Origin of the sequence: Bosea sp. F3-2 (genome assembly GCF_008253865.1) — a bacterium.
Taxonomy (GTDB): domain Bacteria; phylum Pseudomonadota; class Alphaproteobacteria; order Rhizobiales; family Beijerinckiaceae; genus Allobosea.
In genome coordinates this window covers 94,649-109,812 of sequence record NZ_CP042331.1, presented here as the reverse complement: position 1 = coordinate 109,812, position 15,164 = coordinate 94,649, and the positions used below count along the sequence as shown (strand labels likewise).

The 15,164-nt window shown below is 66.3% G+C and carries 15 protein-coding genes; 10 read left to right on the top strand and 5 right to left on the bottom strand.

The window, feature by feature from the left end:
• Positions 1-132: 132 nt before the first annotated feature.
• Positions 133-2,949 (bottom strand): phosphoenolpyruvate carboxylase, encoded by a 2,817-nt coding sequence (locus tag FQV39_RS00540; RefSeq protein WP_149128535.1) that lies wholly within the window; start codon positions 2,947-2,949, stop codon positions 133-135.
• 178 nt (positions 2,950-3,127) lie between these two features.
• Here FQV39_RS00540 and FQV39_RS00535 point away from each other — a divergent pair, with 178 nt between their 5' ends.
• The 3 genes from FQV39_RS00535 to FQV39_RS00525 all read left to right on the top strand — a co-directional run bounded on the left by FQV39_RS00535 (position 3,128) and on the right by FQV39_RS00525 (position 5,196).
• Positions 3,128-3,748 (top strand): DUF2239 family protein, encoded by a 621-nt coding sequence (locus tag FQV39_RS00535; RefSeq protein WP_149128534.1) that lies wholly within the window; start codon positions 3,128-3,130, stop codon positions 3,746-3,748.
• On the top strand, positions 3,745-4,188 hold the full coding sequence (locus FQV39_RS00530; protein WP_149128533.1) for a DUF1330 domain-containing protein: 444 nt from the start codon (positions 3,745-3,747) through the stop codon (positions 4,186-4,188). Before FQV39_RS00535 ends, FQV39_RS00530 begins: the two co-directional genes overlap by 4 nt.
• Before the next feature lie 114 nt (positions 4,189-4,302).
• The gene (locus tag FQV39_RS00525) at positions 4,303-5,196 is read left to right on the top strand and encodes a DMT family transporter (RefSeq protein WP_149128532.1); all 894 of its coding nucleotides are present in this window, start codon (positions 4,303-4,305) and stop codon (positions 5,194-5,196) included.
• Between the two features lie 16 nt (positions 5,197-5,212).
• On the opposite strand, the gene gpt is transcribed toward FQV39_RS00525, so the two are convergent.
• The 4 genes from gpt to FQV39_RS00505 all read right to left on the bottom strand — a co-directional run bounded on the left by gpt (position 5,213) and on the right by FQV39_RS00505 (position 8,423).
• Positions 5,213-5,722: a xanthine phosphoribosyltransferase gene (gpt, locus tag FQV39_RS00520; RefSeq protein WP_149128531.1), complete on the bottom strand. Its 510-nt coding sequence runs from the start codon at positions 5,720-5,722 to the stop codon at positions 5,213-5,215.
• A 525-nt stretch (positions 5,723-6,247) separates the two neighbouring features.
• Positions 6,248-7,009, bottom strand: a complete 762-nt coding sequence (locus FQV39_RS00515; protein ID WP_149128530.1) for a competence/damage-inducible protein A — start codon at positions 7,007-7,009, stop codon at positions 6,248-6,250.
• A 201-nt stretch (positions 7,010-7,210) separates the two neighbouring features.
• Positions 7,211-8,056, bottom strand: a complete 846-nt coding sequence (locus FQV39_RS00510) for an FkbM family methyltransferase (protein WP_187640127.1) — start codon at positions 8,054-8,056, stop codon at positions 7,211-7,213.
• 73 nt (positions 8,057-8,129) lie between these two features.
• Positions 8,130-8,423, bottom strand: a complete 294-nt coding sequence (locus FQV39_RS00505) for an HD-GYP domain-containing protein (protein ID WP_149128528.1) — start codon at positions 8,421-8,423, stop codon at positions 8,130-8,132.
• A 74-nt stretch (positions 8,424-8,497) separates the two neighbouring features.
• Between FQV39_RS00505 and map the strand changes: the two genes are divergently transcribed.
• From map to FQV39_RS00470, 7 genes are all read left to right on the top strand, one after another.
• Entirely contained in the window at positions 8,498-9,322 is an 825-nt protein-coding gene (gene map / locus FQV39_RS00500; RefSeq protein ID WP_149128527.1) for a type I methionyl aminopeptidase, read from the top strand.
• On the top strand, positions 9,319-10,071 hold the full coding sequence (gene radC, locus FQV39_RS00495; RefSeq protein WP_149128526.1) for a RadC family protein: 753 nt from the start codon (positions 9,319-9,321) through the stop codon (positions 10,069-10,071). Before map ends, radC begins: the two co-directional genes overlap by 4 nt.
• Positions 10,072-10,103: 32 nt before the next feature.
• Positions 10,104-10,475: a DUF488 domain-containing protein gene (locus FQV39_RS00490; RefSeq protein WP_149128525.1), complete on the top strand. Its 372-nt coding sequence runs from the start codon at positions 10,104-10,106 to the stop codon at positions 10,473-10,475.
• Positions 10,476-10,679: 204 nt separating this feature from the next.
• Positions 10,680-12,095, top strand: a complete 1,416-nt coding sequence (locus tag FQV39_RS00485) for a circularly permuted type 2 ATP-grasp protein (protein WP_149128524.1) — start codon at positions 10,680-10,682, stop codon at positions 12,093-12,095.
• Between the two features lie 73 nt (positions 12,096-12,168).
• A complete protein-coding gene (locus FQV39_RS00480; RefSeq protein ID WP_149128523.1) occupies positions 12,169-13,110 on the top strand; it encodes an alpha-E domain-containing protein in 942 nt (313 codons plus the stop codon).
• Between the two features lie 330 nt (positions 13,111-13,440).
• Entirely contained in the window at positions 13,441-14,268 is an 828-nt protein-coding gene (locus FQV39_RS00475) for a transglutaminase family protein (protein WP_149128522.1), read from the top strand.
• Between the two features lie 138 nt (positions 14,269-14,406).
• The gene (locus tag FQV39_RS00470; protein ID WP_149128521.1) at positions 14,407-15,156 is read left to right on the top strand and encodes a proteasome-type protease; all 750 of its coding nucleotides are present in this window, start codon (positions 14,407-14,409) and stop codon (positions 15,154-15,156) included.
• Positions 15,157-15,164 lie beyond the last annotated feature (8 nt).

Below are 15,164 nucleotides of genomic sequence, written 5' to 3'. Positions count from 1 at the left end.
ACTAGTGAGATCGGCGCCGGTTTCAAAGCGAAAGGGCCGAACCTCCGCGTCATTCTCGGGCGAAGCGAAGTGCGGACCCGAGAATCTCGGTCAGGAGATGCTCGGGTCGAGCCCGAGCATGACGGTGCCACGCTACCCGAACGCCCCGATCTCATGCTGGATCGCGCCGGATATCTCCCGGATCAGCTCGAACAGCGCCAGCATCGGTGCGAAGACGTCGCGATGCAGGGCCTCATAGGTGCCTCCTTCGCGCGGGCCGGGCGGCTCGCCGAAATCGAGACCGATGGTCGGGTCCGGATCGCGCGGGAAGATCTCGGCCAAGAGTGCCAGGCAGGCCGGCACGTCGAGGCGCAGCAGCCGCTCGATCAGCGCCTCGCGCGTCAGCCCCGCATGCGGCCGGAAATCCGGGATATGGACGCAGGCGAGCCAGATCCGATGCATGGCCGCGAGCCGGAGAGCGTGGAGCGCCGCGAGGCGAACCGGCATCTGCGGGGCATCCTCGGCCGCCACCTTGAGCTTCAGCGCATCGGCCGACAGCCGCCAGAACAGGCGGCGTAGCGCCGGCGCGAGTTCCAGCCGCGACAGCGCCTCGGCTACCGCCAGCAATTCCTCGCGCCGCCCTTCCCGCACCGTCCGGCGTGCCCGATCGAACCAACTGCCGGGATCGAGCGAGTCGAGATAGGCGCGCAGCACGTCGAGGTCGCTATGCGCCATGGCATAGGCAGCGAGACGATAGGCGCGATCGAAGCGTTCGGAACGCTCGCGCATGGCCCGAAACAGGTCCGGCGAGCGCGAGGCGGCATGGCCGACGCCGTGCATGCTGTTCGCCATCCAGCCGAGCTGCTGGAGGATGGCGTTGTTGGGGATGGCGCGCAGCTCGCGCGGATGGCGGATGCGCGTCGGCCCCGCCCCTTCCGACTGGCGCGCGGCCGGGCGCGAACCGGTCTTGTCGAGCAGCGAGGGGCCGAAAGTGCCGATCAGCGCCGCATAGCCGGGATCGTCGACCAGCGCGTTCATCTCCTCGCGCACGGTCTGGAAGAACTCGCTGGCGAAATCCGGCTCGTCATAGATCGGGTCGTCCACCGCCTGCGCCGGCGCGAAGACCGCCTCGGCAATCCGCCCGATGGTCGCACCAGCCAGCTGCGGGGTGCCGAACAGCAGATAGCCGTCGCTGCCCTGGAAACTGGTCTCGCGCACCGTCCTGATGCCGGCGCGGGCGAAGGCCTGCTGTGCATAGGCCGGGTCGAGATAGGCCAACCGGTCCGACAGGCTGTCGGGATGGGCGCCGCGGCCGACCGACTCGCCATGGGTGTCGAAGATGACGAGCTCGACATCCGCGAGCTTGTAGCGCGCGAGCAGCTCGGCGATGCGGATACGCAGCCGCTCGACCCAGAAGGTCGAGGCGACCTGCCCGATATAGCGCCCGGAATCGGAATAGCCGAACTGGATGCATAGCCGGCCGTGGCGCTTGAGATAGTCGCGGAAATGCGGGCTGCGCAGCGCCTCGTCGATGATGCGCGGCCCCTGCTCCAGCGCGTCCGACGTCTCGAACAGCGGCGATATCTCGACCCGATCGGCAATGCCGAAGCGGCTGGCGAGCCAGAGTGCGCAGAGCAGCGTGTAGCCCGTCTCGGTTTCCGCAATCAGGAAGCGCACCGGCTTGGTGCCGTCGACATGCTTCACGATCTGCGCGATCGTCATCATCATGCGCGCTGCCGAGGCCCGCTCGGCCGCCAGCGCCCCGAAATCGACCGCGACCGGCTCGATCTTGCCGAGCGCCGTGTTGGCCGCAGCGAGGAAGGCGCGCCGCTGCGCCGGCTCGCCCGGCTCTTCTTCCAGCGGAATGACCGAGCGCAGCGCATTGTGGAGCTGCGAGGCGTTGAGCCGGAAATGCGGCAGCGCGATCGAGACGCCATGGGCGAGGCAGCCCGCCCGGATCTGCGCAAGCACGAGCCGTGTCGCGTCGTCGGGAGCAGCGGCCAGGGCACCGTCGAGCGCCTCGATCAGGCGGGAGGCTTCCGGCAGCGCGGTCTCGCGCTCATGCACCAGCGCAAGCGCGAAGGCCTGCAAGGCCTGCAGCGAAGGCTGCGTGCCGATGGGCGGCGCCAGCGCGAGCTGGCGCTCCACCGCCGCCAGTGCCGCGCCGACCAGCGCATGGACAGGCTCAGCCGCCGGCACGCGCGGCAGCTTTTCGAGGATGCGCGCGAACTGCCCGCTCTTCGATTCCAGTCGGTAGCGCAGCGTGTCCCACCAGCCGATATCGGTGCGCCCGTCCGTGTCGCAGCCGACCCAGGAGGCGAGCGTGACCGGCTTCGGCGCGAGCCCGGTCCAGCGCTCCGGCCAGCGCTCGCGGGCGACGGCAAAGAACGCCGCGTTCAGCCGGTCGATGGCGTCGCGGGCGTGACGCACGGCGTAGCGCGCCTGCTCGAACTCGTCCTGCAGCGTGATCCGGCCATCGGGGCGGAAGCTGAGATCGGCCTCCCCGACGACCGCCTCCCCCGCGCTGCCGCCAGAGGCGAGATCGGCGAGCGCATGGCAGAGCCGGCGCGCCATGCCGAAGGTGGGATGCGCGGTGAACACGGCGGCAAAGCGCGCGCGCTCCACAGCCTGCTGGAAATCCTCGAAGGAAGCAGCCGCCCCGGCCGCCCCCTCTGCCAGCACGGCGAAGACCGCCGCCTCATCCTTGTCGAGCCCGACATAATGGGCGACGCGCCCGGCGCGTTGCCGCAGGGCCTGCCGCCCGAGCTGGCGCACCAACTCGCCTGCCCCTTCCATGGTCAGCTCGCCGCGATCCATCAACCGGGTCAGCCAGAGCGTGACCCGCAGCACCGGATTGCCGAAAGGATCGTCGCGGGAATCGTGGCGCGCCTCTTCGATCCGGCCCAGCAGTTCTTCCGCGAGCACCTCGATACCGGGAGTTGATTGGCTTTCCTTTGTCGTCACGGTCATGACCGCCCCTCCCGTGGCGCGTCCGGCTTCGTAAGCACAGCCGGCTTGTGCTGCATTGCAGCATCGGACGACCGCAGTCGCAAGCCGGAAGCAAGCTACCGCATCAGATAAATTTTACCCGGGTCATATTGATTACATCAAATCACCCGGGTAATAAGCCTGCGATCGAGGAGTACCGATGTCCCAAAACTCGCCCAGGCCCAGCACCGCCTTCCATGACGCCACCCGCATCGCCAGCGGCCCGCTACCTGCCGTCGCGCTCGCCGTGAAGGCGGCACTCGCAGCCGATCCTGCAGCCGCGCTCCTCGTCTTCGACGACGCAACCGGAAAGGTCGTCGATCTCGACCTGCGCGGCAGCGATGCTGAGATCGTCGCACGGCTTGCGCCCCAACCCGACGAGACCTCACGCACCACGCCGGAAACAGGCGGCGCCGAAGCGCCGCGTGGGCGAGGCCGGCCCAAGCTCGGCGTGGTCGCGCGCGAGGTCACGCTGCTGCCGCGGCATTGGGACTGGCTCGCCCTCCAGCCTGGCGGCGCTTCCCAGGTCCTGCGACGCCTCATCGATGAGGCACGCAAGAACGATGGCGGGCGCAGCCGAACCCGCGCCGCGCAGGCTGCCGCCTATGCCTTCATCTCCGCCATGGCGGGCGATCGCGAGGGTTTCGAGGAAGCGTCCCGCGCCCTCTTCGCAGGCGATAGCGAAGGCTTCGCCACACACAGCCGAACCTGGCCCGCCGATATCCGCGCCTATGCGGAGAAGCTGCTCGCCGGCCCGGCCGATCCGGAGCATAACCCATGACCGCCTATCTCGCACCGAGCTGGGAATCCGGCCGCGACCTCTTCAGGCGCAACACCACCGGCGAGGTCGTGATGCTCAACCTCCTGCGCCTCCGGGAGATCGCCGACTATTCCGCCACGCCGGAGCTGGATCCGGACCAGCCGATCAACGGCGCGGAAGCCTTCGACCGCTACGTCGCCCATACCCTGCCCTATCTCGAGTCGAGCGGCGGTTCGCTGCTCTTCATCGGTGAAGGCGGGCCGTTCTTCATCGGTCCGGAAGCTGAGCGCTGGGACCGCGCCATGCTGATCAGGCAGTCCTCCGTGCAGAACTTTCTCGCCTTCGCCAGCCATGAAGGCTACCTCGCCGGCTATGGGCACCGTCTGGCAGCGGTCGAAGATTCGCGTCTGCTGCCGCTGATTCAGATGCCGTCGGTCACAGGCGGCAAGCGCGCGGCATAGACGGGACGCCGGGGCGGGCTGCGCTGGGGGGCATTGCCGCGCCCAGCGCCCAAAGGCATAGCGGCGGCACCGCGCTCGCCGCGCCTCGCCCGGATTGCACAAGGCCGCCTCGATATGACCACCCGCGCGCAATGGCTCGGCATCCTCTGCGGCCTGCTGACCTCGCTGATCTGGGGCGTGCAGGCCGTGGTCTCGCGGCACGCCATGCTGATCGACCTGACGCCGGCCGACGTCACCATCCTGCGCTTTGTCTCGGCCGCCGCCGTGCTGCTGCCCTGGGCGCTGAAGCACATGCGCCCCTTCCCGGTCGGCTCGCTCGGCTGGCCGCGGGCCTGGATCGTGGCGCTGCTGATCGGCCCGCTCTACAGCCTGATCCTGGTCGGCGGCGCCCATTTCGCGCCGGCCCTGCACTCGTCGATCATCTCGCCCGGCCTGATCCCGGTCTTCACCGCCCTGCTCGTCTTCCTCGTCACCGGCGAGCGCGCCGGGCGGATGCGGCTGATCGGCCTCGGCATCATCGTCCTCGGCATCGGCATTTTCTCGCGCGACGCGCTGGCGGCGACGCCGTCGCGTCCCGACGCCTGGATCGGCGATCTGCTCTTCGTTCTGATCGCCTGCCTGTGGTCGATCTTCGGGCTTCTCGCCCGGCGCTGGGGCGTAAGCTCGCTGGAGGTCACCGCCGCCTCATGCCTGCTCTCGGTGCCGCTGCTCGCAATCGTCGCGCTGGTGCTGCCGATCCATATGGCGCGGGCGCCCTTCGCCGAATTGCTGCTGCAGGCGCTCTATCAGGGCGTGCTGGTCGGCGTGGTCGCGCTCTATCTCTACGCCCGCACAGTGGCGACGCTCGGCGCGGCGAAGGCGACCCTGTTCCTGCCACTGGTCCCGATCGTGACCGCCACCTCCAGCACCCTGCTGCTGGCGGAAAGCCCCACGCCGACGGAACTCGTCGGCATGGCCGTGGTGGTGACGGGGATGCTGGTTGCCTTCCGCTCACCCTCGGTGGGTTGAACGGCGAAGGGGCTTCTCAGCCCTGATGCCCCTTGGCGATCGGCTCGACATAGGACAGCCCCATGTCCCAGGGGAAATAGATCCAGGTGTCCTGGCTGACCTCGGTGATGAAGGTGTCAACCGTCGGCACGCCGGCGGGCTTGGCATAGACCGTGGCGAAATGCGCGTTCGGCAGCATCTCGCGCACGACGCGCGCCGTCTTGCCGGTGTCGGTGAGGTCGTCGACAACCAGCACGCCCTTGCCCTTGCCGTCGCCGATCGCCTTGATGTTCGACGCGATGTCCTTGAGCACCCTGAGCTCGGACTGGTTGCGGTAGTCGTGATAGCTCGCGACGCAGACCGTCTCGATCATGCGCAGACCCAGCTCGCGGCAGATGATCGCCGCCGGCACCAGCCCGCCGCGGGTGATGCAGACCATGGCCTCGAAAGGCCCCTTCTCGGCGAGGCGCCAGGCGAGCGCGCGGGCGTCGCGGTGGAACTGGTCCCAGGAAACCGGGAAAGCCTTGTTCGAGGACGGTTCGGCCATGGCGTTGCACTCCGGGCTGGTCGCGGCGCGGGAAGCGCCGGTTTTCTGTCCGAAAAGCCTATCGGCGCGCGCCTGACAAGAGGTACGCGCCGAACATCCCCAGCCGAGGCCGGAGATTTCGCCTTTAGAATTCGGCCGAGCCGTCCGCCCCGAAACGCGTCTCCCCACATCGATTTTGCTAGAGTCTGCTGATTTTACGCGGAACCACGCCGTCATCCCGGGCTTGACCCGGGATCCATGCCAGAGCGCTTCCGACAAAGATTCAGGCATGGATCCCGGCTCTCCGCGGAGTTTATCCTTGGGCCGATCGAAGATCGGACCCGAGGGCTGCGGCCGAGACGACCCGCATTTCGTAAAAATCCACAGCCTCTGGTGCGATTTTCGATCAGGCTGGATCGCGGAAGCCGTCATTGCGAGCGCAGCGAAGCAATCCAGGGGGACGTAGAGCTCAGCGGCCCCTGGATTGCTTCGCTGCGCTCGCAATGACGGGTCAGACTGAGCAAAAAATGCTCTACGAAACCCGGATCAATTCCTGTTGGCTCTTTGAGCCGAAATCATCGCCTTCACATCGACCATGGCAGCCTGGAGCTTGTCTGTTTCGCGCGAACGCACGACGATGTTCGTGTCGGGTCCGGTGTCCGACCAGAACGGATAGGAGCCGATCGAGACCGCCGGATGAGCCTTGGCGATCTCCGCCAGCGGGCCGCCGATGTCGCCCTCCCGCAGGCCGGCGCGGACCGTGTCGGAAAGGATCTTCGTCCCGGTCCGCAACGTCGGCGCCACGACGTCGAGCATCGCCTGCATGATCGCCGGAACGCCGGCCATCACATAGACATTGCCGATGTTGAAGCCCGGCGCCTTCGAGATCGCGTTGGCGATCAGCTCGGCCCCGGCCGGGATTCGGGCCATCCGCATGCGCGCCTCGTTGAGCTCGGCTGGCGAGAAGCGTTCCGACAGCATCGCGACCGCGCGCGGATCGTAGTCGATGCTGACGCCGAAGGCGGCCGCGACCGAATCCGCCGTGATGTCGTCATGGGTCGGCCCGATGCCACCCGTGGTGAAGACATAGGTATAGCGGCTCCGCAGGGCGTTGAGCGCCGCAACGATCTCCTCGGTAACGTCCGGCACTACCCGGACCTCGCGCAGCTCGATGCCGATATTGGTGAGATACTCGGCGATATAGCCGATGTTCTTGTCCTTCGTGCGCCCCGACAGGATCTCGTCGCCGATCACCAGGATCGCGGCCGTCACGATGGCGGCGGAGGAACTGGCTTCACTGGTGGTCATGGCGGCGCTCCTGGCTTGGAGCACAAGAGCTATAGCATCGGACCGAAAAGTGGAATCCACTTTTCGGAAAAATCCGATGCGATAACAAATAGATAGATCGCCACTTCCGCGTCCGGCGAGACGCGCGGCGATCTATTGCGCATTTGCGCAGCGCTCAAGCGGCACCGCGAACGCGCGCCCACGCGGCACGGACATGCCGGGTCAGGCGCGCTTGCGCTCGAAGGCGAGATTGAGCCGCGTCTGCGCCACGAGCTCGTAACCGCTGCGCGTCAGCAGGCCGACGAGATCGCTCTGCCAGCGCTGGCGCGAATCCTCGATGATGATGAAGCTCGGCCAGAGCGCCTCCGGCGCATCGCGCAGGAAGGGCTCGAGAATAATGTCCTCGGCGCCCTCGACATCGAGCTTGATCGCGTCGATCCGCTCATAGCCCTCGCCCTGGACCAGAGCGAGCAGCGTCATCGCCGGCACCTTCAGCGCGGTTCCCGCGCTCGAATTGATGATACGGACGCTCGACTCGCCGCGATTGACCTGATCGATGAACAGGGTCAGCTCGCCCGGCTTGTCGGCGAGAGCGCAGGCCACCGCCTTGATCGTGCCGAACGGGTTCTGCGCGATGTTAAAAGCGAGCCGTGCGAAAATATCCGGCTGCGGCTCGACCGCGAGGATGCGCGCGCCGCGCCCCGCCTGCGCCGCCACGAACAAGGAATAGGCGCCGACATTCGCGCCGACATCGATGAAGGTGAAGCCTTCGCGCAGCCGCGCCGCCAGCATCTCGCGCTCCGACACGTCGAAACTCTGCGGTGTGAACAGCACGCGCTTCTCGCAGATATTGCCGTTCGGATGGAGTCGCATCCTGGCGCCGAGCGCCTCGATGTCGACCGGGGTACCGTCGAGCGCGCGCAGGGCGATGCTGCGCAGCGCAAGGGCGAGCTTGCGCCCCAGGAAGCTGCCGGAGGTCGCGCGCGTCCAGGCGATGATGCGCGCGACAAAGGCTTTCGGGGCAAAGGCGCCGTAAGGCCGCTCTTCGCCAGCGGGTTGATCGATCATGATGGCCATCGGGCCAGCCTGATACACCTCACGGCGCCGGGACGCCAGTCGTAACGAACATAATCGCCAGACGTCAGCGCGCGTCGGCGAAGCGCGAATGGATCTCGCCGAACCGGAGCGCGATCTCGATGAAGAGATCGACGAGCCGGGGATCGAACTGCCGGCCGCGTTCGCTCAGGATCACGGCGACCGCCTCGTCATGCGTCATCGCCGCCTTGTAGACGCGCTCCGTGACGAGAGCATCGTAGACGTCCGCAATCGCCATCAGCCGTCCCGCGAGCGGAATGGCCTGGCCGGCGAGGCCTTGCGGATAGCCGGTCCCGTCCCGGCGCTCGTGATTTGAGGAGACGCCGCATCCCGCTCGCACGTGCCCCCGCGCTCAAGCAGCTTGCGCGCCTCACCAAACGCAATAGATATGAGGGGAGGAGTTTTCCGCGCGCAATGACATTCGAAGACACCATCGGCCGCTCGCGTTCACGCGAGCCTGCCATCAAGATTCATGGCCCCGAGGCCTTCGCGGCCATGCACAAGGCCGGGCGCCTGACGGCGGAAGGGCTCGACATGCTCGGCTCCTACGTCAAGCCGGGCGTCACCACCCAGCGCCTCGACGACCTCGCCTTCCAGTTCGCCATGGACAATGGCGCCTACCCGGCGACCTTGTTCTATCGCGGCTACACCAAGTCGATCTGCACCTCGATCAACCACGTCGTCTGCCACGGCATTCCCGACGACAAGCCGCTGCGCGAAGGCGACGTCCTCAACATCGACTACACGCTGATCGTCAACGGCTGGCACGGCGATTCGAGCCGCATGTACGGCGTCGGCGAGATTTCGCGGAAGGCCGAGCGCTTGGTCGAGATCACTTATGAGAGCCTGCTGCGCGGCATCAAGGCGGTGCGCGCTGGCGCCACGACCGGCGATATCGGCTTCGCGATCCAGCGCTATGCCGAGGCCGAGCGCTGCTCGGTGGTGCGTGACTTCTGCGGCCACGGCATCGGCCAGCTCTTCCACGACGCGCCGAACATCCTGCATTACGGAAGCCCGGGCGAAGGCATCGAGCTGAAGCCCGGCATGGTCTTCACCATCGAACCGATGATCAATCTCGGCAAGCCGGGCGTGAAGGTGCTCTCCGACGGCTGGACCGCGGTGACGCGCGACCGCTCGCTCTCCGCCCAATTCGAGCATCAGATCGGCGTCACCGAGACGGGCTGCGAAATCTTCACGCTCTCGCCAGGCGGCCTCGACAATCCGCTCGCCGCAAAATGAGCGTCGGCATCGGCAAGGGACCACGCAAGGCACCCTCGCCTGTCGCTTTTGCCGAAGCCGCTGCTCCGCAAACGCCGGCGCCGCACTATCACGGTCATCGCGAACGGCTGCGTGCACGCTTCCAGGAAGCTGGGGCCGACGCGCTGCCCGATTATGAGCTGCTCGAGCTGCTGCTGTTTCGCTCGATCCCGCAGCGCGACGTCAAGCCGCTCGCCAAGGAGCTGATCCAGCGCTTCGGCTCCTTCGCCGAGGTGCTCGCCGCGCCGGCCGCCCGTCTCACCGAGGTGAAGGGCGTCGGCGAAGGTGTGGCGCTCGATCTCAAGATCGTCGAAGCCGCGCTGAAGCGCATGGCCAAGGGCGCGGTCTCGAAGCGGCCGGTCCTGTCCTCCTGGTCCTCGGTGCTCGATTATTGCCGCATGGCGATGGCCTTCGCCGAACGAGAGCAGTTCCGCATCCTTTTCCTCGACAAGAAGAACGCACTTATCGCGGACGAGGTGCAGCAGACCGGCACGGTCGATCACACCCCGGTCTATCCGCGCGAGGTCATGCGCCGGGCGCTGGAACTCTCGGCGTCGGCGATCATCCTCGTCCATAACCACCCGTCCGGCGACCCGACGCCCTCGGGTGCCGACATGCGGATGACGCGCGAGCTCGTCGACATCGCCAAACCACTCGGCATCGCCATCCACGACCACATCATCGTCGGCCGCGACGGCCATGCGAGCTTCCGCAGCCTCGGCCTGATCTGAGCTGCACACCACCTCCGCGGGAGGCAGAGCCCATGTCGCAACTGACAGTGAAACGGGTCTACGATCCGCCTGCCCCCGGCGACGGCATGCGGATCCTGGTCGATCGGCTGTGGCCACGCGGCGTCTCCAAGGACAGGATCGATCTCTGGCTCAAGGAGATCGCGCCCAGCGATACGCTGCGGCACGAGTTCCATGGCCATCCCGACCGCTGGGATGAGTTTCGCGCAGCCTATGCAGCCGAACTCGGCACAGCTCCGGCGCAGGCGGCCCTCGCCACGCTGGACGAGAAGCTGAAGGAAGGCCCGGTGACCTTGCTCTATGCAGCGAAGGACGAACACCGGAACAACGCAGAAGCACTGCGGCTCTGGTTGGCGGAGAGGGCCGGCTCGGCGAAATCGGGCTAGAATCAGCCTCGCCATGGCGATCAGCGGTGGGGGCGCACGCCGCCGTCGGGGCTTTCCTCTTCGCGCATTTTCGCTCGGACGACACGAACACACGCGCAGTATTGCCTACGAATTAGGCAGATCAGATCAAATGGCAGTCTGTTCCCCCTCTTCCCGAACGCCAGCGAATGCGCATAGGCTGCCGGAAAAGGGGAAGACGGCAGCATGGTCGCATTCGATGAAATGACCGGCTCGGGCACGGAGCTGCGGCCCGCCTACGAAGCTCTCGACCGCTGGCTCAAGGAGGCTCCGCCGGAAACGCTCGCCTTGAGGCGCAGCCAGGCCGAACTGTTCTTCCGCCGCATCGGCATCACCTTCGCTGTTTATGGCGACGCTGAATCCACCGAACGGCTGATCCCCTTCGACATCATCCCGCGTGTCCTGACCAAGCCGGAATGGACCAAGCTGGAAGCGGGCCTGCGCCAGCGCGTCACCGCGCTCAACATGTTCCTCGCCGATGTCTACGGGCCAAAGGAATGCCTGAAGGCCGGCATCATCCCGCCCGATCTGGTCTACCGGAACGCCTGCTACCAGCTCGAAATGGTCGACTTTAAGGTGCCGCACGGCATCTACTGCCACATCGCCGGCATCGATGTGGTGCGCGTCGATGCGGATACGTTCTACGTGCTGGAGGACAATGCGCGCACGCCCTCCGGCGTCTCCTACATGATGGAGAACCGCGAGGTGATGCTCAGGCTCTTCCCTGAGCTCTTCGCCACGCATCGCGTCGCCCCGGTCGACAACTATCCGGACCAGCTGCTGGCGACGCTGCGCTCGGTCGCGCCGCGCAGCGCCCCCTCCGACCCGACGATCTGCCTGCTGACGCCCGGACAGTACAATTCGGCCTTCTACGAGCACTCCTTCCTGGCCGACAAGCTTGGCGTCGAGCTGGTCGAGGGCTCGGACCTTCTGGTCAAGGACGACGTCGTCTACATGCGCACGACCCAGGGGCCGAAGCGCGTCGACGTGATCTACCGGCGCATCGACGACGACTTCATCGACCCGCTGGTCTTCCGCAGCGACTCGGTTTTGGGCGTGCCCGGCATCATCGGCGCCTATAAGGCCGGCAACGTCACGCTCGCCAACGCGGTCGGCACCGGTGTCGCCGACGACAAGGCGGTCTACAGCTACATGCCGGAGATCGTGAAGTTCTTCACCGGCGAGGAGCCGATCCTGAAGAACGTCCCGACCTTCCGCTGCCGTGAGCCTGAAGCCAACGCCTATGTGCTCGACAATCTCGAGAAGCTCGTCGTCAAGGAGGTCAACGGCTCGGGCGGCTACGGCATGCTCGTCGGCCCGCACGCCAACAAAGCGCAGATCGAGGCCTTCCGGCGCAAGCTCAAGGCGAGCCCTGAGGGCTTCATCGCGCAGCCGACACTGGCGCTCTCGACCTGCCCGACCTTCGTCGCCTCGGGCGTTGCGCCGCGCCATGTCGACCTGCGCCCCTATGTGCTCAGCGGCGCCAACGGCATCTCCTGCGTGCCTGGCGGTCTCACCCGCGTCGCGCTGAAGGAAGGCTCGCTGGTGGTCAATTCCAGCCAGGGCGGCGGCACCAAGGACACCTGGGTGATCGACGCATGACGGACGCAGCCCCACGCCACGCCATCACGACCCCGCAACCGACTGCCCTGCTGCGGAAAGGCTCTCGCTGACCATGCTCTCGCGTACCGCCGACAGCCTCTACTGGGTCTCCCGCTATGTCGAGCGGGCCGAATATCTCGCCCGCATCCTCGACGCCACGACCCGCCTCACCAACCTGCCCAGCACCTATGGCGGCGCCGGCACGGAATGGCAGAGCGCGGTCTCCACCGCCGGCTGCGAAGACACCTTCGCCCAGGCCTATGGCGAGGCGAACGAGCGCAATGTCTGCGATTTCCTGACCTTCAACCCGGACAACCCCTCCTCGATCCGCAACTGCCTCGCTCAGGCGCGCTCCAATGCGCGGGCCGTCCGCACGGCGCTGACCTCGGAGATGTGGGACGCACTGAACGGCGCCTGGCTCGAGCTGCAGCGGTTCGAGAAGAAACGGATGGACCGCGAGGAATTCGCCCGCTTCCTCGATTGGGTGAAGAACGTCTCGCTGGTCTTCGACGGCTCGGCCTACCGCACCATGCTGCGTGACGACGGCTACTGGTTCTCCCGCCTCGGCGTCTATCTCGAGCGCGCCGACAACACCGCCCGCATCCTGGACGTGAAGTACCATGTGCTGCTGCCGGCCAACGAGCAGGTCGGCGGCTCGCTCGACTACTTCCAGTGGACGACAGTGCTGCGCGAGGTTTCCGCGCTGACCGCCTATCACTGGGTCTATCGCGAGGCGGTGAAGCCGATCCTGATCGCCGATCTGCTGATCCTGAACCGCCGCATGCCCCGGTCGCTCGCCGCCTGCTACGAAAGCATCTCGCGCTTCCTCGACCATCTCGGCGATGCCTATGGCCGACAGGGTCCGGCCCAGCGCCAGGCGCGCAAGACGCTGGCGGGCCTCAGCAACACCCGGATCGACGATGTCTTCGAGCACGGGCTGCACGAATTCATCGAGGAGTTCATCACAGAGAACAACCGCCTCGGCAACACCATCTTCGAGCAGTATCTGCAATGAGAGGCTTGCTCACGTTCAGGCTCGCCGCAAGAACGCGGCTGCGGTAACCCGCTCGGATTAGGGTCTGTACTCATGATGGACGTTATTCTGATCGGGCCAAAACGGCCGAGAGCCAGGAGGAGCCTGCCGCCCGATGCCCCAGGCATCGGGCAAAGGACCGACGCGGCTATCGGCCGTTTTCGCCCAACCCCGAAGGGGCGCGGGCCTTTTGGTCGGCTGCGGTGTCGCCCGGCCTTGCAAACCGGGCGGCTTGCGGCGGCCACGCTCCTGGCCGCCGACCAAAATGCCCAGCGTCAGAAGAACGCCCATCACGAGTACAGACCCTAAACCATGCGGATCAGGATTTCCCACACGATCAGCTACGATTACGCCGAGCCGGCGCGCCACATCACGCAGATTCTGCGCCTGACGCCGCGCGACCATGACGGCCAGCATGTGATGTCCTGGCGCATCGAGCCGAGCGTCGACGGCCGCTTGCGCGCCACGCAGGATGCGCACGGCAACATCGTCCATAGCTTCTACGCGGAAGGCCCGATCTCCTCGCTCGGCATCCGCATTGACGGGCTGATCGAGACCATCGATCTCGCCGGTGTGGTTCGCGGCGGTCTCGAACGGGTTCCCTGCGATGTCTATCGACGCGAGACCCTGCTGACGGAGCAGGACGAAGCGCTCCGCAGCTTCGCCGACGAGGTTACGGCGGGCGCCGCCACGCCGTTGTCGCAGATGCATGCTCTGATGGCAGCCGTCGGCGACCGGATGAATTGCGTCGATGCCAGCGGCCGCAGCAGTGTCGGCGCGATCGCAGCCTTTGCCGCGCAGGAGGCGATCGCACAGGATATGGCCCATGTCTTCATGGCCTGCGCCCGGCATCTCGGCATGCCCGCCCGCTGCGTCTCGGGCTATGTCGCGCAATCCGACGACCTGCCGCACGGCAACGGCGCCCATGCCTGGGCGGAGGTTCATCTGGACGACTATGGCTGGATTGGTTTCGACTGCGCCAACGGCCTGTGCCCGATCGACACGCATGTTCGCGTGGCCGTGGGGCTCGACTTCGCCGACGCCGCGCCGGTCCGCGGCTCGCGTCAGGGCGGCGAAGGCGAGAATCTCAAGGTGCTCGTCAGCGCCCGTGAGGCCGAGGGCCGTTTCGCCAACCAGTGATCGCGCCCCTAGATCGCCGTGCGCCCTACCGGACGCATGCGATCTAGCTCATTATTTTAGCATCGGATTTCTCCGAAAAGCGGGTTCCACTTTTCGGTCCGATGCTCTGGGAATGCCGCAGATGCAAGGACAAGCCCCGTGACCTACTGCGCTGGAATCCTCGTGCAGGATGGCCTCGTCATGATCGCCGATACCCGCACCAATGCCGGGCTCGACGACATCTCGACCTTCCGCAAGCTCCATGTCTTCTCGTGGCCGGGCGACCGGAACTTCGGTCTGATGACCGCCGGCAACCTCTCGATCACCCAGTCCGTGGTCAGTTTCCTGCAAGAAGGCCTGCCCAACCCCGAGACCGGGGAGATCGACACCTTGCATAACGCGAGCTCGATGTTCCGCGCCGCCCAACTGGTCGGCCGCTGCATCCGGCATGTCCGCGAGATCGACGGCACGGCCCTGGAGGAAGCACGGGTCAAGTTCGACATCTCGATGCTGTTCGGCGGCCAGATCAAGGGCCAGCCGATGCGGCTCTTCATGGTCTACGGCGCCGGCAACTTCATCGAATGCGGCATGGACGCACCCTTCCTCCAGATCGGCGAGCACAAATACGGCAAGCCGATTCTCGATCGCGCGGTGACCTTCAAGACGCATCTCTACGACGCCCTCAAGGTCGGGCTGATCTCGATGGATTCGACGATGCGCTCCAATCTCGGCGTTGGCTTGCCGATCGACCTCATCGTCATGCGGCGTGATGCCGACGATCTCGAACTCAACCGGCGGATCGAGGCTGGAGAGCCCTATTTCCACGACCTGCGCGAGCGCTGGTCCGCCGCTTTGCGCGCGGCCCATATGGCGATCCCCCGCCCGCCTTACGCCCCCTCCGACTCCTGATGCCGTCA